This is a genomic window from Streptomyces venezuelae (assembly GCF_008642375.1).
Classification (GTDB): domain Bacteria; phylum Actinomycetota; class Actinomycetes; order Streptomycetales; family Streptomycetaceae; genus Streptomyces; species Streptomyces venezuelae_G.
Genome location: NZ_CP029194.1, coordinates 5,425,484 through 5,443,312, shown reverse-complemented (window position 1 = coordinate 5,443,312; position 17,829 = coordinate 5,425,484). Strand labels below are relative to the sequence as shown.

Genomic DNA, 17,829 nt, shown 5'->3' with positions numbered 1-17,829 from the left:
AACACCGTGCGCCCGAGGGTGCTACGGCATCAGGGTCTCGACGAGGGACTCCTGGAGCGCCCCCAGCCAGAGGTACGCCATCACCATCGGCTTGCGCGGGTCGGAGTCCGGCAGCCGGTACAGCTGCTCGCTCTCCTCGTCCTTGACCTCCAGACGGGTCCCGATCGTCAGCCGGAGGTCGTTGAGCGCCCCGAGCCAGGCCCGGGACTCGTCGGCGGTCAGCTTCAGGACGGCGCCGGCCTCGCCCGCCGACTCGCCGGCGAGCGCGTCCAGGCCACGGACGACCACGAGGGCGTCCTCGCGCTTGCGGGCCCGCAGGTCGTTCTCGGTGTAGCGGCGGAAGTCCGCGGCCGAGGCCCGCAGCTCCTCGCTCTCGTCCCCGTACGCGTCGGGGAAGAGCCGCCGGAGGGCGGGGTCGGAGGGGGGCTCGCTCGGGCCCTCGGCGAAGAGGGCGGCCAGCGGGTCGGCATCGGGCGCGGGCTCGTCGCCGGGGCCGATCAGCTCCATCAGCTGGACGGCCAGGGAGCGGAGGATGGAGATCTCGACCTCGTCGAGCGCGATGGCCGCGCCGCCGCCGGGCAGGTTGTCGAAACGGCCGGCCATCAGAAGCGGTCCTGGGAGAGGGTCGCCCAGAGGCCGTAGCCGTGCATCGCCTGCACGTCCCGTTCCATCTCCTCGCGGGTGCCGGCGGAGACGACGGCCTTCCCCTTCTCGTGCACGTCGAGCATCAGCTTGTGCGCCTTGTCCTTGGAGTAACCGAAGTACGACTGGAAGACGTAGGTCACATAGCTCATCAGGTTGACCGGATCGTTGTGCACGAGGGTCACCCAGGGCACGTCGGGTTCGACGACCGCGGAGACCTCCTCGGCCGATTCCGTACGTTCGATCTCAATAGGCGCGACGCTCACTCACCCCATGCTGCCACCCCGGAGGGCCCATCGCACAAACAGGTCACCCATACCGACCCCCTATTCGTCACTCTGACGATTTCTGCGCTAGCATCGCTGACATGAACGCTGCGGACCTTGGGCTGCCGGTGGACGTGCCGTCGACCGCGCTCTTCACCGATCAGTACGAGCTGACCATGCTCCAGGCGGCCCTCCGGGCCGGCACCGCCGACCGCCACTCGGTCTTCGAGGTCTTCACCCGGCGGCTGCCCGAGGGGCGCCGCTACGGCGTCCTCGCGGGCGTCGGCCGGGTCCTGGACGCCGTCGAGAACTTCCGCTTCGACCCCGCCGTCCTCGGCTTCCTGCGCGAGCGCGGCATCGTCGACGAGCCGACCCTCGCATGGCTGGCCGGATACCGCTTCTCCGGCGACATCTGGGGATACCCCGAGGGCGAGGTGTACTTCCCCGGATCGCCCGTCCTGCGGGTGGAGGGCTCCTTCGCGGAGTGCGTGCTCCTGGAGACCGTGATCCTCTCGATCCTCAACCACGACTCGGCCATCGCCGCCGCCGCCTCCCGCATGTCGGCCGCGGCCGGCGGGCGCCGCCTGATCGAGATGGGCGCCCGGCGCACCCACGAGCTGGCGGCCGTCGCCGCCTCCCGCGCCGCGTACGTCGGCGGCTTCGAGGCCACCTCGGACCTCGCGGCCGGCTTCCGCTACGGCATCCCGACCGTCGGGACCTCCGCCCACGCCTTCACCCTGCTCCACGACAGCGAGCGGGACGCCTTCCGGGCGCAGGTCGAGAGCCTGGGCCGGGGCACGACCCTGCTCGTCGACACGTACGACGTGGCCGAGGCCGTCCGCACCGCCGTGGAGGTGGCGGGGCCCGAGCTCGGAGCGGTCCGCATCGACTCGGGCGACCTGCTGCTCGTCGCCCACCGCGTACGGCAGCAGCTCGACGAGCTGGGTGCGCGGGACACGAAGATCGTCGTCACCTCGGACCTCGACGAGTACGCCATCGCCTCGCTCGCGGCGGCCCCGGTCGACGCGTACGGAGTGGGGACGCAACTGGTCACCGGCAGCGGCCACCCGACCTGCTCCATGGTCTACAAGCTGGTCGCCCGGGCCCGCTCGGCCGACCCCAAGGCACCCCTGGTGCCGGTCGCGAAGAAGTCCGTGGGCGGCAAGGCCTCGGTCGGCGGCCGCAAGTGGGCGGCGCGGCGGCCCGACGCTCACGGGGTCGCCGAGACCGAGGTCGTGGGCACGGGCCCCGTCCCGCCGGAGCTCGTCGACCACCAGCTCCTGGTCGAGCTGGTCAAGGGCGGCGAGGTCGTGGCCCGGGAGCCGCTGGAGGCCGCCAGGGCCCGGCACATCGCGGCCCGCGCCGGGCTGCCGATGTCGGCGATCCAGCTCTCGCGCGGCGAGCCGGTGCTGCCGACGGAGTACGCGTAGGCACAACGCGGGGACGCCCTCTCCCCTAGGGAGGGGGAAGTCTCTAGGCTCGAACCCACCCCCATCCGACGCGCTAAGGACACCCGCCATGCACCGCGCATTGATCGTTGTGGACGTTCAGAACGACTTCTGCGAGGGCGGCAGCCTCGCGGTGACGGGCGGCGCGGACGTCGCCGCCGCCATCACCGACCTGGTCGGCCAGACGGCGGGCACCTCCTACCGGTACGTGGTGGCCACCCGCGACCACCACGTCGATCCGGGCGCGCACTTCGCCCCGGAGGGCGAGGATCCGGACTACGTCACCTCCTGGCCGGTGCACTGCGTGGCCGGTACGGAGGGCGTCGGCTTCCACCCGAACTTCGCGCCCGCCGTCGCCAGCGGGGCGATCGACTCCGTCTTCGACAAGGGCGCCTACGACGCGGCGTACAGCGGCTTCGAGGGGCTCGACGAGAACGGGCGGACGCTCGCGGAGTGGCTGCGGGAGCGGGACGTCACCGAGGTCGACGTGGTGGGCATCGCCACCGACCACTGCGTCCGGGCGACGGCCCTGGACGCGGCGCGGGAGGGCTTCCGGACCCATGTGCTGCTCGACCTGACGGCCGGGGTCGCGAAGGCGACGACGGCGAAGGCCCTGGAGGAGCTCGCGACGGCGGGCGTGGAGCTGACCGGCGAGCCGGTGGTCTGAGAAGCCCCTGGGTGGTCTGCAGGCCCCTCGCGGAGCTACGCCGCGGGCTCCTTCGGGAGCGTGCGGACCGGGTGCCAGAGTTCCTGGGCGGCGCCGGGCGCGGATCTCCAGAGCAGGCCGTCGGGGTGGTGCAGGACGGCCGTGATCTCGTCCGGGGTGGGCGGCTCGCTGTTGCCGCGGAGGTAGACCGCGCGCAGACCGAGGTTCCGCAGCCGGGTCAGGGCGCGGGCGCGGTTGGCGGCGTGGACGAGGAAGCGGACCGAGGCCCCGTCGCGGGCCGGGCTGGGCAGCCCTATCGCGACGACCACGCTGCCGCCCGGCAGCTTGCAGAACCCTCCGTTGGGCATGCGGAACCACTCCCCCGTGGATCGGATGTCAATAAGAACTGCGGTCAGACGCACCTAAACACGATCGGCCGCCGCCCGCTAGGGGGCGACGGCCGATCATGGTTTGACCTGCGGTTTTACCGACTACTTGGTCGACGGACCAACCTGGACCGTGATCGTCTGGCCATCCTTCGGCTCCTTGACGACCTGAATCTTGGTGTTGGTGTCAGTTACCTTGACACCGGCACGCTCGGTCTCGGGGTACCAGTAGGTGCCCTTGCGGTCGTCGAAGACCGGGTTACCGGCCTGCGACGGAACCCAGGTGCCCACGCCCGCCTTGTGCAGCTGGAAGCCGTCCGTGCGGGAGAGGCTGAAGGGGGCGTCGTACGACTGGACGCGGTTGCGCATCAGCGTGCCGTCGGACCACTTCAGCGGGCTCGGGTGCGCGTCGATCGGGAGGATACGACCCACGCCCGGGTGCTTGGAGGTGTTGTTGTCCTTCTGGGACAGGTCCCACTTCCAGATGAGCAGACCGTTCTGGTACGGGTAGTGCTCGACCCAGCCGGCCTTCTCGCCCGTGAACCCGAAGTTGTACGGGCCGACCTTGAGGGTCGAGTCGTACGAGACGTACTGGCGGTTCTCCGCGATGTAGTACTGCTCGTAGTCCTTGCTGAAGCCCTTCGCGATCCGCGAGAAGCCCTTCGAGACCCAGCCGTTGTCACCGTTCTCGGCGTTGTCCGAGAAGACGGTGGCACCGTCCGCGGCGAGGGTGATGGCGTCGGCGGTGAAGCCCTTGCCGCCCGCGCCGCCGTCCGTCTGGTAACGGAAGCGGAGGTCGAACTTCTTGCCCGCGAAGGCGTCGAGGCTGTAGACGAGCTTCTTGTGCGCACCGGAGACGTCCGTCAGCGACGGGGAACCGGCGGCGTCGCGCGGGAGCGCCACACCGTCGGCCGTGCCGTCGAGGACGGTCCAGTTGGCGCCGCCGTCGGTCGAGGCCTCGGCGTAGAGGAAGTCGTAACCCTTCTCGATGTCCCACCAGCCCTGGAGCTCCAGGGAGGCCGAGGACTTGCCGGTCAGGTCGACCGGGCGGGTCAGGGTGTTCTTGAGGTCGTCACCCATGTTGCTCCACCACTGGGTGGCACCCTCGGCGGGGGCCACGACCTCGGTGGGAACCGACTTCTTCGGCAGCTCGACGACGAGCGCCTGCGGGTTCTTGGTGTTGTACTCCGAGACGCCCAGCTTGTGGGTGGTCTTGGTGCCACGCTGCCAGTCGTTGACCTTGGCGTAGTTCAGCCAGCCGAGCTGGAGCTTGTCCCAGGAGGTCATGTCGCCGGGGAGGTCGCCGATGGCGTCCTTGCCCTGGCCGAGCCAGGAACCGGACGACATCAGGGTCCAGAACCCGGTCGAGTTCTCGCCGCCCGAGGTGTCGTAGTGGTCCGGCAGACCGAGGTCGTGGCCGTACTCGTGCGCGAAGACGCCGAGGCCGCCGTTCTCCGGCTGCATCGTGTAGTCGCCGACCCAGATGCCGGTGTCGCCGATCTGCGTACCGCCGGACTTGTTGTTCGCCGGGCCGGTCTTGCCGGCGTTGGTGCCGTACGCGTACCAGCGGTGGGCCCACAGCGCGTTGGTGCCCTCGGCGCCGCCACCGGCCGACTCGTCCTCGCCCGCGTGGACGATCTGGAAGTGGTCGATGTAGCCGTCGGGCTCGTTGAAGTTGCCGTCGGCGTCGAAGTCGTAGCGGTCCCACTGGTCGTACTGCGCCAGGTCGGCCTTGATCTGGGCGTCGGTCTTGCCCTGGGCCTTCTGGCCGGCCGCCCACGCGGTGACGCCGTCACGGACGGTGTCCCAGACGTTGGGGCAGTTGGTGTCGCCGCAGTAGTTCGAGCCGTAACGGGCCTCGTTGTAGTCGACCTTGACCCAGTCGGAGACCGCACCGTCGACCGAGTAACGGCCGGACGAGGTCTTCTCGTAGTAGGTCTTCAGGGACTGCTTCGGCTTGCCCTTGGCGTCCTTGCCGGTACCGAAGTACAGGTCCTGGAAGTGCTGCCGGTTGTAATCCGCCTGCCAGGCCGTGGAGTTGTCGTTCGCACGGTCCGGCTTGGCTATGCGGTTGTGCAGCGGACCGGGCTCGCCGCCGTACATCGGCTTGAGCTCGTCCGTGTCGTCGTCCTCGCGGTCGACGAGGGTGGTGTTGTCCACCTTGTCGCCGAACTCGACGAGGATCGTGAAGATCTTGTCGGTCTTCTCGCGGCCGAGCTCGACGTACTTCTTGCTGTCGAGCTTGACGACCTGCGAGCCCCCGCGGCGCTCGACCTTGGCCTCGCCGTTCAGCACCTGCTCCAGGGCGGCCTTGCGCTGCTGCTCCTGCTCCTTGCTGTACGGCCCCTCGAGGTCGTGGTCGACCGTCGTCTTGTCGACGGTCTGGATGCCGGCCGGCGACACCTTGCCGTCGCTGTCGGCCCAAGCGGTGGAGAAGGTCGAGGCGGTCGCGGCGGTGGCCGCGAGCGCCACGACGACTGCGGACGCTCTGATCGCCCGTCGTCTGTTGGTCACTTGATGTAGTCCTCCCCGGCGCCCACGCACCCGGACCGAAGGTGGGGTGTCCGTCCTGCGGGGTCGCGCGTCACAAGTGACGACATTTGACCGGAGTGGCGCCAGAAAAGACAGATCTTGACTTGCACATACCAACTGCACTATGCGGGTGCGGAATTCCGATAATCGGACACCCGATGGGCCTCGCTCACACCCGACCTGCCCGTCCGGCCGGCCGGCAGGCGCATCACGGCGGGCCTCGGGCGGATCGCGTGACTCCGTGCGCCCCCCGTGCACCGGCACGGTGGGTTAGGTCACGCTTACCGCTGGTTCCCTCCGGGCATCCACCGTCATAGAGTCGAACCGATGTCCTGAGGGGGCGGTACCTGTCATGCAGCGACCGAACGCCGCACAACTCGCCTACGGTTCGGCCACCGTCGTCCTCGCGACCGTCGCCCTGCTGTTGCTCTCCCGTACGACGACGACCTTCGGGATCGCGGTGATCTGTGCCGCGGGCCTGCTGCTCGGCGTTCTCGTGGCGGTGACGATGCCGGTACGGGCGAGGTCCGTCAAGACCTCCGCGGCGCAGGTTCCCGCCGCTCCCCCCGCTTCTTCGCCCGTCGGGAACGAAGAGATCCGGGTACCGGCCGCGCGCGTGGGCGCGGGCGCCGATACCCGGATCGGTTCGTGAAGCTCTGCTGAGCGGTCGGTCTACCCGACGGTCGTCTACTGGGCGGTGACGACCACCGTCTTCGCCGCCTTGTCGTGGAGGCCCTGCTTGTAGGGCTTGTCGACCAGGATGAGGATGAGGATGAGCAGCGGCCACAGGCAGGCGCAGCAGACCAGCGCGGGCAGCCACAGCACGATGGCCCGCAGCAGCGACTGGCTCATCGGGGGCGTCGAGCCGTCGTTGAGCATCGCGGTCCGGAGCTTCATCAGCTTCTTGCCGATCGTCTGGCCGTTCTTGGCCGTCAGCACCGTGTCGTAGGCGACGTACGCGACGATCGTGATGAGCTGGAAGACCAGCTGACTGCCGCCGTTGAGGCTGTTGACGGTGTCACCGAAGTCGTTGCCGTCCCGGGTCGCCCGCTCGTAGATGTCGAACGGGATGCCGATGATCGCCAGCGGCACCGTGACGATCACCCAGTCGATCAGCCGGGCCAGGATGCGACGGCCGGTCTCGGCGAGCGGCGGCATCCCGGAGAGCGGATCGGTCCCGCCGTAGCCACCGCCGTAACCCCCGTACGGGGGCGGGGGCGGGGGCATGTTGTCGTACGGAGAACCGGACGAGGGACCGTAGGGGCTCCCCGGCGGAGGCCCGGGCGGGGGCTGCCCGCCGGGCGGCTGCCCGCCCGGGGGTTGCCCGGGCGGGGGCGTCCCGTCAGGCGGCGGCTGGCCGGCGGAGGGCGGTGCGGGCTCCTGTGGCCTCTTGAGGAACGGGTCCTCCTCGGGCGGCTGGCCGGGCGGCGGCTGATCGGTGCTCATGGGGGCAGTGCATCCCGGGGGCGGCCACCCCGCACGAAATCAACGCCCGTTCGGGGGACGGCCCCGGCGTGATCGGGCCGGCCTCGATCCGCCGGACACCGGTTAGCGGGCGACGAAGGTGCGGGCCGCCTTGTCGTGCCAGCACTGCCGCCAGGGGCGGTCGAAGAGGCACCACAGGACGTTGAGGACGCCGATGACCAGGAGCCCGAGGACGCTGTAGACGAGCCAGCGCCGCAGGGCCGCGCCGAACCGCGGCGGCTGGTGCGCCTCGATGTCCCGCACCTCGATCCCGCACAGCTTCTTGCCCAGGGTCCGCCCCCACTTGGCGGTGGGCAGCGCCTCGTACAGGACGCCGATGACGAAGAACGAGGCGAGCGCGATGCCGAACTGCACGGAGGTCGTCGCGTCCAGGAGCCAGACCTGGACGGTCGTACCGGACTGCTTGGCCGCCTCGATCTTGCCGTCGATGTGGTCGAGAGCGGCGGTCACGAAGGGGAAGCCCGCGGCGCCGACGAGGGCGCCCAGGACGACGGTGTCGATCAACCGCGCCAGCAGGCGCCTGCCGAGACCCGCGGGGCGGGCGGCTGCCTGGGCGCGGGCCGCCTGCTGGAACACGTCCTCGACCGGCGGCTTCCACGGCAGGACCGGCGGCTGCTGCTCCTGCTGCTGCTGTTCCTGGGGCTGGGACTGGGACTGGGACTGCGGCTGCGGCTGCGGCTGCGGCTGGGGTCGCGGCTGGACCTGCTGCTGCGGCCGAGCCTGCGGCTGCTGTGCCCAGGAGGGCGTGGAGGGTACGGGGGCGGGAGCGGGGGCCGCGGGCTCGGGGGCCGACTGCGGGACGGGAGCGGGCGCGGGGGTGACGGGCATTCCGCCGAGACGCGCGGCTCCCCCGGTCGACCGGGGGTCCGCCGCCGGGGCGGGGGCGGGGGCGACCGCGTGGGGCTCGGCCGGCTCGCTCGCGCCCGCGACGGGCCACTCGGCCGGGGTCCTCGGGTCGGGGACGGCGGGGGCCCGCCGCTGCGGCTGGGGCCGGGCCGGGGGCTCGGGCTGCTGCTCCTGGGGCGCGCCCCAGGCGACCTTCTGGTCGCGTTCGCCTCCGAAGCCGGTCTGGCGGGCGGTGTCCGCCTGCCAGGCCGAGGAGGGCTCCGGCGTCACCGGCTCCTCCTCGAAGTCGTCGAAGAAGACGGGTCCCGTCTCCTCGACCGCCGGCACGGGGGCCGCGGGCAGGGCCGCAGGGACGGGCGCAGGGGCCAGCGCCTGGCTGTGCCCGTGGTTCTGTGCCGCGATCTGCGCCGGGCCTTGGGCAGGGTTCCGCGCCGGGCTCGGTGCGGGGGCCTGGCTCTGGGCCGGCGCGAGGTTCTGCGCCGCCGCCGGGTTCTGCGCGGCCGGGTACTGCGCGACCACAGGTGCCGGCGCGGGGCCGGAGGCCAGGATCGGGCCCGCGGGGATCGCCCCGGCGGGCGGGTTCGGCGTGCCCTCACCGTCCTTGGGGGCCGGCCGGCTCGTACCGGGTACCCAGGCGCCCCCGTTCCAGTACCGGATGTATCCGGGAATGGACGGGTCCGGGTAGTACCCCGCCTGCGGTACCTCTCCGCCGCCTCCAGGAGGAGTAGCCACTGCCCCGACTCCGTTCAGTCACAACGCCTTTGATCCCACGGCCGCTCCCCCGGGCATGCCGCGCCCAAGGAGGACAGTAACGAAGAACGTCCCCGAGGGAAGAAAGAGCCCACGAGAAAGACCGCCTTCGGGCGACAGAGACCGGAATCGATCACTCATGGTGATGTTCGGGCCGATGCCTCCGGGGTCCGCGGTGCTCCGCGCCCGCCTTTCCGGGTCTCTCAAAAACTTTCCGAAAAAACTTCCCGAAGTCGCGTAATGAACGGCGTGGACCCCGCTCTCTCCTGGTGAAGGCCCGTCCGGGGCCTCCACGAGAGGACGTACGACCATGCAGAACACCGACAACACCACCGTCGAGCGCGAGCTGGAGCTCAAGCTGGTGCTCTCCCCCGAGCGCGCCATTCCCGTCCCGGCCCGGCTCGCCTACCGCACCGACGACCCGTACGCCGTCCACATCACCTTCCACGTCGGCTCGGACCACCCGGTCAACTGGACCTTCGCGCGCGAGCTGCTCGTCGAGGGCGTCTTCCGGGCGTGCGGCCACGGCGACGTCCGCATCTGGCCGACGAAGGTCGAGGGCCGCAACGTCGTCCTGATGGCGCTCTCCTCCCCCGACGGCGACGCCCTGCTCGAAGCCCCGTCCGCGCAGGTGTCCGCCTGGCTGGAGCGGACCCTGCGCGCGGTGCCGCCGGGCACCGAGTCCGAGCGGCTCGGCATGGACGACGGGCTCGCCGAGCTCCTGGCGACCACCGTGATCACCGACGAGCTGTGGCTGCGCGACCCGTGGCCGTCGGACGAGTCGCAGGACGGCGAGCTGTGAGCCGCGTGCCGTACCTGACGCTCGTACCGGAGGTCTCAGAAGAGCTTTCCGGGGTTGAGCAGCCCCAGCGGGTCGAAGGTGTGCTTGATCCCGCGCTGGAGTTCGAGGCCGACCGGGCCCAACTCCCTGGCCAGCCATTCCTTCTTGAGGACGCCCACGCCGTGCTCGCCGGTGATCGTGCCGCCGAGGGCGAGCCCGAGCGCCATGATCTCGTCGAAGGACTCCCGCGCGCGCCGCGACTCGTCCTCGTCGGCATGGTCGAAGCAGACGACGGGGTGGGTGTTGCCGTCCCCCGCGTGCACGCAGACGCCGATGGTCAGGTCATATTTCTCCGCGATCGCCGACGTGCCGTCGAGCATCGCGGCCAGCTTCGTCCGCGGCACGCACACGTCGTCGATCATCGTCGCGGACTTGATCGTCTCCAGGGCCGTGAGGGAGAGCCGGCGTGCCTGGAGGAGGAGTTCGGACTCGGCCGTGTCCGCGGCCGGGACGACCTCGGTGGCGCCCGCGGCCGTGCACAGCTCCCCGACGGCGGCCAGATCGGCGGCCGGGTCCGGGGTGTCGAAGGCACACAGGAGGAGCGCCTCGGTGGTGTCGGGCAGCCCCATGTGTGCCAGCCGGTTGACGGCCTGGACGGTGGTGCGGTCCATGAGTTCGAGCAGCGACGGGGTGTGGCCGCGCTCCATGATCGCGCAGACGGCCTCGCAGGCGGCGGCCGTGGAGGGGAACTCGGCGGCGAGCGCGAGCTGCGCCGGGGGCTGCGGCCTGAGCGCGAGCACGGCCCCGACGACGATGCCGAGGCTGCCCTCGGAGCCGACGAAGAGCCTGGTCAGGTCATATCCGGCGACGCCCTTGGCGGTGCGGCGGCCGGTGGTCAGGAGCCGGCCGTCGGCGAGGACGACGTCGAGGCCGAGGACGTACTCGGCGGTGACGCCGTACTTGACGCAACACAGACCTCCGGAGGCGGTGCCGATGTTCCCGCCGATGGTGCACGTCTCCCAGCTGGAGGGGTCCGGCGGGTAATACAGGCCGTGTTCGGCGACGGCCCGTGACAGCACTGCGTTGACGACACCCGGTTCGACGACGGCGATCCGGTCGACCGGGTTGATCTCCAGGATGCGGTCCATCTTGACCAGGGAGAGCACGATGCAGCCCTCGGAGGCGTTGGCGCCGCCGGACAGGCCCGTGCGGGCTCCCTGGGGGACGACGGGGACACGGAGTTCGGTGGCGGTCCGCATGACGTGCCGGACCTGTTCGACGGTGCGCGGGAGCACGACGACCGCGGGGGTGCCGGCCGCGCAGAAGCTCGCCATGTCGCGGGAGTAGGAGGCCGTGACGTCCGGGTCGGTGAGGAGCGCCTCGGCGGGCAGCCCGGCGCGCAGCCGCGTCAGAAGATCGTCCATGCATCCAGCGTGGCACCCGGGGCCATCGGTGTGAACCCGCCGGAGCGGGCGCTTCGTGTGCTCTTCGTACAGGCGCGTACGGGCGCACAGTGAGCGCCATGAAGACCCAGAACGTGTCGAGGACGGTCCTTGCGGCGGGCGTGGGCGCGGTCCTCGCCGCGACGGCCCTGCTGTATGTCCCCGAGTTCGTCGGCCAGGGGCCGCCGCCCCCGCCCGGTCCGGCGGAGCGGGCGACGATCGCGGCGCACGCCGGCGCGCAGGCCGCGCTGCCGGACCTGGCCGCGCTGATCACCGACCGGGAGAAGTGGCTGCGGGACCACCCCGAGGACGACGCGTCCTGGGCGGCGCTCGGCGCGGCGTACACGGAGCGCGGGACGCGGATCGGGGACGTACGGGACTACCCGAGGGCCGAGCGGGCGCTGAAGCGGTCCCTGGCCGAACGGCCCGCCGCCCGGGGCAACGTGGACGCGCAGCTGGGGCTCGGGGCGCTCGCGGGGGCGCGCGGCGACTGGAAGTCCGCCAAGGAGTGGGGCGAGCGGGTGCGGAAGGCGGAGCCGGGGCGCTGGCCCGCGTACCCGGTCCTGATCGACGCGTACAACGGCCTCGGCGACTACGAGGCCGCCCGGAAGGCGGCGGAGAAGCTGGAGGAGCTGCACGCGGGCGCGGTCGTGCGCGCGCGGGCCGCGCAGGCGTACCGGAACCGGGGCTGGCGCGAGGACGCCGACGCGGCGGCCCTGGACGCGGCGGCGCTGGCGGAGACGGACGCGGAGAAGGCGGCGTCGCTGGGGCGGCTCGGGGACCTGGCGTGGGAGCGGGGCGAGGCGGCGGAGGCGCTCGCCCGGTACGGCTCGGCGCTGCGGCTCGTACGGGACCACGGGCCGTCGCTTGCGGGGCGTGCGCGGGCGCTCGCGGGCCTGGGCCGTACGGACGAGGCGCTGCGCGACTGGCGGGCGGCGCTGGCCCGGCTGCCGCTGCCGGAGTACCTCCTGGAGGCGGGCGAGCTGTACGAGGCGGTGGGCCTGGAGGGGGAGGCGCGGGCGCTGTACGAGCGGCTGCGGAGCGGCACGTGGGTGCGGGGCGAGGTGGCTCTGGGGCTGCTGGAGGCGGACCACGGCACACCGGAGGCGGCGGTCACGCGGCTGCGGGCGGAGTGGGCGCGCGGGCACCGCTCGGTGGCGGTGGCGGACGCGCTGGGGTGGGCGCTGTACCGGGCCGGGGAGCCGAAGGAGGCGCTCGGGTACGCGAAGCGGGCCACGGACGAGGGGCTGCGGAGCGCGCTCTTCACGTACCACCTGGGCGAGATCGAGCGGGCGCTGGAGCAGACCGGCCCGGCCCGCCGTCATCTGGCGGAGGCGCTGCGGATCAACCCGGAGTTCTCCCCGCTGCACGCCCGGCGGGCGGAGCAGGCCCTGACGGCCCTGGGCGAACTGCCCGACGAGCTCCCGAAGGAACTCCGCCCGGAGCCGCCCGCGCAATCCGCGAAGGCGGAGGGACCGAAGGCGGAGGGACCGAAGGCGGAAGAGGCGGCGGGGCCGAGGGAAGCGGCGGAGGGCGCGACGGCTGCCGACGGCGGCGGCGACGCGAAGGCCCCTGGGACGGCGGGGGCGCCCGGGACGGCGGAGGTGGCGGGCTCAGCGGCGGCGGGTCCCGGCCCGGCGGCCTCGGGCGCGGCACGCGAGTAGCGCGGGCGCGCGCCGTCGGAGGTGCTCCCGGCCCACCCCCCGTATGGGCCGGGAGCACATGCGGGAGGGTCCCGGAGCCGGAGCCCCGGAACCCTCCCGCACGGCGGTGGCGGCGACTAGAGGTTGCCGCGCTTCTCCTGCTCCCGCTCGATCGCCTCGAACAGGGCCTTGAAGTTGCCCTTGCCGAAGCCCATCGAGCCGTGGCGCTCGATCATCTCGAAGAAGACGGTCGGGCGGTCCTGCACCGGCTTGGTGAAGATCTGCAGCAGGTAGCCGTCCTCGTCGCGGTCGACGAGGATCTTCAGCTCGCGCAGGGTCTCGACGGGCACGCGGGTCTCGCCCGCCCACTCGCCGAGGGTGTCGTAGTACGAGTCGGGGGTGTCGAGGAAGGCGACGCCCGCGGCCCGCATCGCGCGCACGGTGGCGACGATGTCGTTGGTGGCGAGGGCGATGTGCTGGACGCCGGCGCCGCCGTAGAACTCCAGGTACTCGTCGATCTGCGACTTCTTCTTCGCGATCGCCGGCTCGTTGATCGGGAACTTCACCTTGAGGGTGCCGTCCGCGACGACCTTCGACATCAGTGCCGAGTACTCGGTCGCGATGTCGTCGCCCACGAACTCCTTCATGTTCGTGAAGCCCATGACCTTGTTGTAGAAGCCGACCCAGTCGTTCATCTTGCCGAGCTCGACGTTGCCGACGCAGTGGTCGATGGCCTGGAAGGTGCGCTTGGCCGGCGGCTCGACGATCGGGTTCGCGGAGACGAAGCCCGGCAGGTACGGGCCGTCGTAGCCGGAGCGCTCGACGAGGGTGTGGCGGGTCTTGCCGTAGGTGGCGATGGCGGCGAGGACGACGGTGCCGTTCTCGTCCTTCAGCTCGTACGGCTCGGTGAGGCCGGTGGCGCCGTGCTCGACGGCGTAGGCGTACGCGGCACGGGCGTCCGGCACCTCGATCGCCAGGTCGACGACGCCGTCACCGTGCTCGGCGACGTGGTCGGCGAGGAAGCGGCCCCGGTCGGTCGAGGCCTTGATGACGGAGGTGAACACGAAACGGGCGGCGCCGTTGGTGAGGACGTAACTGGCGGTCTCGCGGCTGCCGTTCTCCGGTCCGGAGTAGGCGACCAGCTTCATGCCGAAGGCCGTGGAGTAGTAGTGCGCGGCCTGCTTGGCGTTGCCGACGGCGAAGACGACCGCGTCCATTCCCTTGACCGGGAAGGGATCGGCCTTACGCGCGGTGGAGGGGGTGTGATCGATGGTCTCAGTCATGGCAGCAATGTCCCGCCGTTCGGCAAGGTGCGCAAGAGTTTGTTGTTCTGCTGGTCAATCTGTACAGCGACGCGCGAGTATGGCCGTGCGACTTGTACATCCTGACCACGGGGAGACCGTTGTGGCGATCGATCATTTGGACGGCCGGCTGATCACGCTTCTCGCGCGCGAGCCGCGCATAGGGGTCCTGGAGGCCTCGCGGCGTCTCGGGGTGGCGCGCGGGACGGTGCAGGCGCGCCTCGACCGGCTTCAGGCGAGCGGGGTGATCTGCGGTTTCGGCCCGCAGGTGGACCCGGCGGCGCTGGGCTATCCGGTGACGGCCTTCGCGACGCTGGAGATCAAGCAGGGCCAGGGGGCGGACGTGCGGGGGCACCTGGCGACGGTGCCGGAGGTGCTCGAACTCCACACGACGACGGGCCACGGCGACATGCTCTGCCGGCTGGTCGCCCGCTCCAACGCCGACCTCCAGCGGGTGATCGACAGGGTGGTGGGCTTCGAGGGGATCGTGCGGGCGTCGACGGCGATCGTGATGGAGAACCCGGTGCCGCTGCGGATCATCCCGCTCGTGGAGCAGGCGGCGCAGGAGTAGAGCGGAGGGCGGAGGGCGGCGAACGGGGCACGTACGCGAAGTCGCTGCAAAGAAGTTGCTGCAAAAGATCCTCTGCAAAGAAGAGGATGCAAAGAAACCCTTGCAACCTCTTCTTTGCAACTCTAGGCTTGGGCCATGCCCGAGCCCGAGAAGCACCTGAGCCGCACCCTGGACCCGCGCTCCCTGCGCGGTCTCGCCCACCCGCTGCGCATCCAGCTGCTGCGCGCCCTCCGTCGCTACGGGCCCGCCACCGCCTCCCAGTTGGCCGAGCGGCTCGGCGAGTCCAGCGGCGCGACCAGCTACCACCTGCGCCAGCTCGCGGCCGTGGGCTTCGTCGAGGACGACCCGACGCGCGGCAAGGGCCGGGAGCGGTGGTGGAAGGCGGCCCAGCAGGGGACGTCCGTGGACGAGACGCTCCACAAGAACCCGGACCCCGAGGTCCAGGGCGCCCTCGAGGTCTTCCTGTACGAGGTGGCGAGCATCCACACGCAGGAGCTGAACACCTACCTCGGCACCCGGCAGGACTGGCACGAGGACTGGCACGGCGCCTCGGACATGAGCGACTTCACCCTGCGACTGCCGGTCGAGAAGCTGCGCGAGCTGACCGGGAAGGTCCACGAGCTGATCGACAGCTACCGCGACACCGCCGACACGGACGCCCCGGGCGCCGAGCGCGTGCGGGTGCATCTGCACGCGTTCCCGCAGCAAGAGGACTGAACCGCCGCGCCACAGGCGCGCGCGCCTCCACTCCCATGGAAGGAACCCGCACCATGCACGCCGACATCCACCTGCAGCTGCACACCCTGGCCGCGACCGAGCTGCGGCACGCGGCGGCGGCCTTCCGCCGGCAGGCCGCCGAGCAGGCCCCCACCACACCCCTACGCATCCAACTGGGTTGGATGCTCGTCGAGTTGGGCCTGCGGATGGCCACCCCGGCGAACCGGCCGGTCACCTTGGCCGCATGACCGCCCCGGGGGGAAACGAGACCGCCGCCGGCACCGCCGCGGCGAAGCACGCCCGAGGCCCACTGGCCACCGTCCTCACCGCCAACGCCGTGTCGATCACGGGCAATTCACTCACCCTCATCGGCGTCCCCTGGTTCGCGCTCGACACCACGGGAAGCCCCGGCAAAGCGGGGTTCGTCGCCTTCTGCGCCGCCCTCCCCGTCCTCCTCTCCACGCTCGCCGGCGGACCGCTCATCGACCGCCTGGGCCGCCGCCGGGTCAGCATCGCCTCCGACCTGGTCTGCGGGCTCTCGCTCGCCACGATCCCGCTGCTGCACCGCCTCGGCGTCCTGGAGTTCTGGATGCTCTGCGCGCTGATGGCGGTCACCGGCCTGTGCCACGCGCCGGGTGAGACGGCCCGGCACGTCCTCGTCCCCGACCTCGCACAGCGGGCCGGGACGGCGCTCCCCCGGGTGGCGAGCCTGTACGACGCCGTGGCCCGCGGTGCGCGGATGGCGGGCGCCGCCCTCGCCGGTCTGCTCGTCGCCTTCCTGGGCGCCGACACGGTCCTGCTCCTCGACGCGGCCACCTTCGGCCTCTCCGCGCTGCTCGTCACGGCCGGCCTGCGCGGGGTGCCCTCGGCGGAGCCGATGCGCGACGGGCCCCGGCTCTCCCCCGCCCGCTACCGGGCCGACCTGCGCGAGGGGTACGCCTATCTGTTCCGGGCCCGGCTCATGCTCGGCATCATGGTCATGGTGATGGTCACCAACGGCCTGAGCCAGAGCTGGAGTTCGGTGCTGCTGCCGGTCCACGCCCGGGAGGAGCTGGGCGGTCCGGCCGCGCAGGGCCTGCTGGTCTCGGTCTTCGCCGGCTGCGCGCTCGTCGGGGCGCTGCTGTACGGGGCCGTCGGGGTGCGGCTCCCCCGCCGGGCCGTGTTCGCGGCGGGGTTCCTCGTCGGCGGCGCCCCGCCGTACGTGGTGGCCGCGCTGACCGACACCACGGCGCCGCTGCTCGTGACGCTGGCGGCGGCCGGATTCGGCGTCGGGGTCCTCAACCCGATCCTGACGACGGTCATGTACGAGCAGGTCCCGGAGGCGCTGCGCAGCAGGGTCGTGGGCGCGAGCACGGCCGGGGTGCTGCTCACGACCCCGCTCGGGGGTCTGGCGGCCGGCTTCCTGGTCGAGCGGGTGGGTCTGACGCCGACGCTGCTCGGGATCGGTGCGCTCTACTTCCTCACGACCCTCGCCCCGCTGGTCTTCCCCGCCTGGCGGGGAATGGACGCCCCGCCCGCCCCGCCGGCCGCAGCTGCCACACCTGCCCCGCCCGCCACGCACCCGGCGGGCACACCCGACGGCGGATCCGTCAGCAGCTCGGGACCTTCGACTCCTGCCCCTGTTCCAGGGCCCGGAGGGACGCGACCGCGTCGCTGAGCGCGGTGACGGGGACGAGCCGGAGGTCCTTCGGCTGCTCGGCCTGGGCGTCGGAGCACTCCGCCTTCGGTACGAGGAAGACGGTGGCCCCGTCCCGCGCGGCGGCCTGGGTCTTGAGAGACACGCCCCCGACGGCGCCGACCGTGCCGTCCGCGTCGATCGTTCCCGTACCGGCGACGACCTTGCCCCCGGTGAGGTCGCCGTCGTCGAGCTTGTCGACGATGCCGAGGGAGAAGAGGAGCCCGGCGCTGGGTCCGCCGATGTCGGCGAGGTGCAGGGTCACCTTCACCTCCTCGGGGTCCAGCTCGAGGTAGTCCAGGGCGGCGAGGGTCGCCGCGTCCTGGGACTGCTTCATCTGCCCGAGGTTGCGCTTCTCGATCTCGGCGTCGGACTTCCCCGACGGGTAGACCGACTCGCGCGGCAGGACGGCCCGGTCGGTGCGGAACCAGGCGTCGGCCACGTCGCCGAGGTCGACCTCGGTGGACGGCCCGGTCGCGAGGATGGTCGTCATCCGCAGCTGCCCCTCGGTCGGCCGGACCGGGGCACCGGTGATCGTGATGACCTCGCGCCCCTTGTCCTTGCCGAGCACGTCGGCGGTCGTGCCGGGCTGCGCGATCGCGTACGGCAGCGGCGCGAGCCCGACGACGGCGAAGAGCGCGGCGACGGGCAGGGCGCAGAGCGCGAGGGCACGGTGACGAGAAAGGCTGGAGAGCACG

At 71.7% G+C, this 17,829-nt stretch carries 18 protein-coding genes; 9 read left to right on the top strand and 9 right to left on the bottom strand.

Features of this window, described 5'->3' with window-relative positions; all coding sequences use genetic code 11:
• Positions 1-21 precede the first annotated feature (21 nt).
• Both DEJ46_RS25015 and clpS read right to left on the bottom strand, forming a co-directional pair.
• The gene (locus tag DEJ46_RS25015) at positions 22-603 is read right to left on the bottom strand and encodes a DUF2017 domain-containing protein (RefSeq protein ID WP_150269829.1); all 582 of its coding nucleotides are present in this window, start codon (positions 601-603) and stop codon (positions 22-24) included.
• Complete coding sequence (gene clpS / locus DEJ46_RS25010) at positions 603-908, bottom strand: ATP-dependent Clp protease adapter ClpS (RefSeq protein WP_055643244.1); 306 nt, start codon at positions 906-908, stop codon at positions 603-605. Before clpS ends, DEJ46_RS25015 begins: the two co-directional genes overlap by 1 nt.
• Before the next feature lie 101 nt (positions 909-1,009).
• Between clpS and DEJ46_RS25005 the strand changes: the two genes are divergently transcribed.
• Positions 1,010-2,338 carry a nicotinate phosphoribosyltransferase gene (locus DEJ46_RS25005; protein WP_150269827.1) on the top strand — a complete coding sequence of 443 codons (1,329 nt, stop codon included), beginning with the start codon at positions 1,010-1,012 and terminating at the stop codon, positions 2,336-2,338.
• Between the two features lie 88 nt (positions 2,339-2,426).
• Complete coding sequence (locus DEJ46_RS25000; protein WP_150269826.1) at positions 2,427-3,023, top strand: isochorismatase family protein; 597 nt, start codon at positions 2,427-2,429, stop codon at positions 3,021-3,023.
• 35 nt (positions 3,024-3,058) lie between these two features.
• Here DEJ46_RS25000 and DEJ46_RS24995 read toward each other — a convergent pair whose 3' ends face one another.
• Both DEJ46_RS24995 and DEJ46_RS24990 read right to left on the bottom strand, forming a co-directional pair.
• Positions 3,059-3,370 carry a hypothetical protein gene (locus DEJ46_RS24995; protein ID WP_024756391.1) on the bottom strand — a complete coding sequence of 104 codons (312 nt, stop codon included), beginning with the start codon at positions 3,368-3,370 and terminating at the stop codon, positions 3,059-3,061.
• 123 nt (positions 3,371-3,493) lie between these two features.
• Positions 3,494-5,902 carry an immune inhibitor A domain-containing protein gene (locus tag DEJ46_RS24990; protein ID WP_150269824.1) on the bottom strand — a complete coding sequence of 803 codons (2,409 nt, stop codon included), beginning with the start codon at positions 5,900-5,902 and terminating at the stop codon, positions 3,494-3,496.
• 370 nt (positions 5,903-6,272) lie between these two features.
• Between DEJ46_RS24990 and DEJ46_RS24985 the strand changes: the two genes are divergently transcribed.
• Positions 6,273-6,572 (top strand): hypothetical protein, encoded by a 300-nt coding sequence (locus tag DEJ46_RS24985; protein WP_150269822.1) that lies wholly within the window; start codon positions 6,273-6,275, stop codon positions 6,570-6,572.
• A gap of 35 nt (positions 6,573-6,607) precedes the next feature.
• On the opposite strand, the gene DEJ46_RS24980 is transcribed toward DEJ46_RS24985, so the two are convergent.
• Positions 6,608-7,366 (bottom strand): RDD family protein, encoded by a 759-nt coding sequence (locus DEJ46_RS24980; RefSeq protein ID WP_150269820.1) that lies wholly within the window; start codon positions 7,364-7,366, stop codon positions 6,608-6,610.
• Between the two features lie 102 nt (positions 7,367-7,468).
• On the bottom strand, positions 7,469-8,983 hold the full coding sequence (locus tag DEJ46_RS24975) for an RDD family protein (protein ID WP_150269818.1): 1,515 nt from the start codon (positions 8,981-8,983) through the stop codon (positions 7,469-7,471).
• Between the two features lie 328 nt (positions 8,984-9,311).
• On the opposite strand from DEJ46_RS24975, the gene DEJ46_RS24970 reads away from it, so the two are divergent.
• Entirely contained in the window at positions 9,312-9,803 is a 492-nt protein-coding gene (locus DEJ46_RS24970) for an SsgA family sporulation/cell division regulator (protein ID WP_150269816.1), read from the top strand.
• A 35-nt stretch (positions 9,804-9,838) separates the two neighbouring features.
• Here DEJ46_RS24970 and DEJ46_RS24965 read toward each other — a convergent pair whose 3' ends face one another.
• Entirely contained in the window at positions 9,839-11,206 is a 1,368-nt protein-coding gene (locus tag DEJ46_RS24965; RefSeq protein WP_150269814.1) for an FAD-binding oxidoreductase, read from the bottom strand.
• A gap of 98 nt (positions 11,207-11,304) precedes the next feature.
• Here DEJ46_RS24965 and DEJ46_RS24960 point away from each other — a divergent pair, with 98 nt between their 5' ends.
• Positions 11,305-12,888: a tetratricopeptide repeat protein gene (locus DEJ46_RS24960; protein WP_223835066.1), complete on the top strand. Its 1,584-nt coding sequence runs from the start codon at positions 11,305-11,307 to the stop codon at positions 12,886-12,888.
• Positions 12,889-13,004: 116 nt separating this feature from the next.
• On the opposite strand, the gene hppD is transcribed toward DEJ46_RS24960, so the two are convergent.
• The gene (gene hppD, locus DEJ46_RS24955; RefSeq protein WP_150269813.1) at positions 13,005-14,150 is read right to left on the bottom strand and encodes a 4-hydroxyphenylpyruvate dioxygenase; all 1,146 of its coding nucleotides are present in this window, start codon (positions 14,148-14,150) and stop codon (positions 13,005-13,007) included.
• Positions 14,151-14,271: 121 nt separating this feature from the next.
• Here hppD and DEJ46_RS24950 point away from each other — a divergent pair, with 121 nt between their 5' ends.
• The 4 genes from DEJ46_RS24950 (at position 14,272) to DEJ46_RS24935 (ending at position 17,113) form a co-directional block, all read left to right on the top strand.
• Complete coding sequence (locus tag DEJ46_RS24950) at positions 14,272-14,739, top strand: Lrp/AsnC family transcriptional regulator (RefSeq protein ID WP_150269811.1); 468 nt, start codon at positions 14,272-14,274, stop codon at positions 14,737-14,739.
• A 135-nt stretch (positions 14,740-14,874) separates the two neighbouring features.
• On the top strand, positions 14,875-15,456 hold the full coding sequence (locus DEJ46_RS24945; protein ID WP_150269809.1) for an ArsR/SmtB family transcription factor: 582 nt from the start codon (positions 14,875-14,877) through the stop codon (positions 15,454-15,456).
• 53 nt (positions 15,457-15,509) lie between these two features.
• Positions 15,510-15,704 (top strand): hypothetical protein, encoded by a 195-nt coding sequence (locus tag DEJ46_RS24940; protein WP_150269807.1) that lies wholly within the window; start codon positions 15,510-15,512, stop codon positions 15,702-15,704.
• Complete coding sequence (locus tag DEJ46_RS24935) at positions 15,701-17,113, top strand: MFS transporter (protein WP_150269805.1); 1,413 nt, start codon at positions 15,701-15,703, stop codon at positions 17,111-17,113. Before DEJ46_RS24940 ends, DEJ46_RS24935 begins: the two co-directional genes overlap by 4 nt.
• Here the strand turns inward: DEJ46_RS24935 and DEJ46_RS24930 are convergent.
• Positions 17,046-17,828 (bottom strand): S16 family serine protease, encoded by a 783-nt coding sequence (locus DEJ46_RS24930; protein WP_150269803.1) that lies wholly within the window; start codon positions 17,826-17,828, stop codon positions 17,046-17,048. The genes DEJ46_RS24935 and DEJ46_RS24930 overlap by 68 nt on opposite strands.
• Position 17,829: the final 1 nt, after the last annotated feature.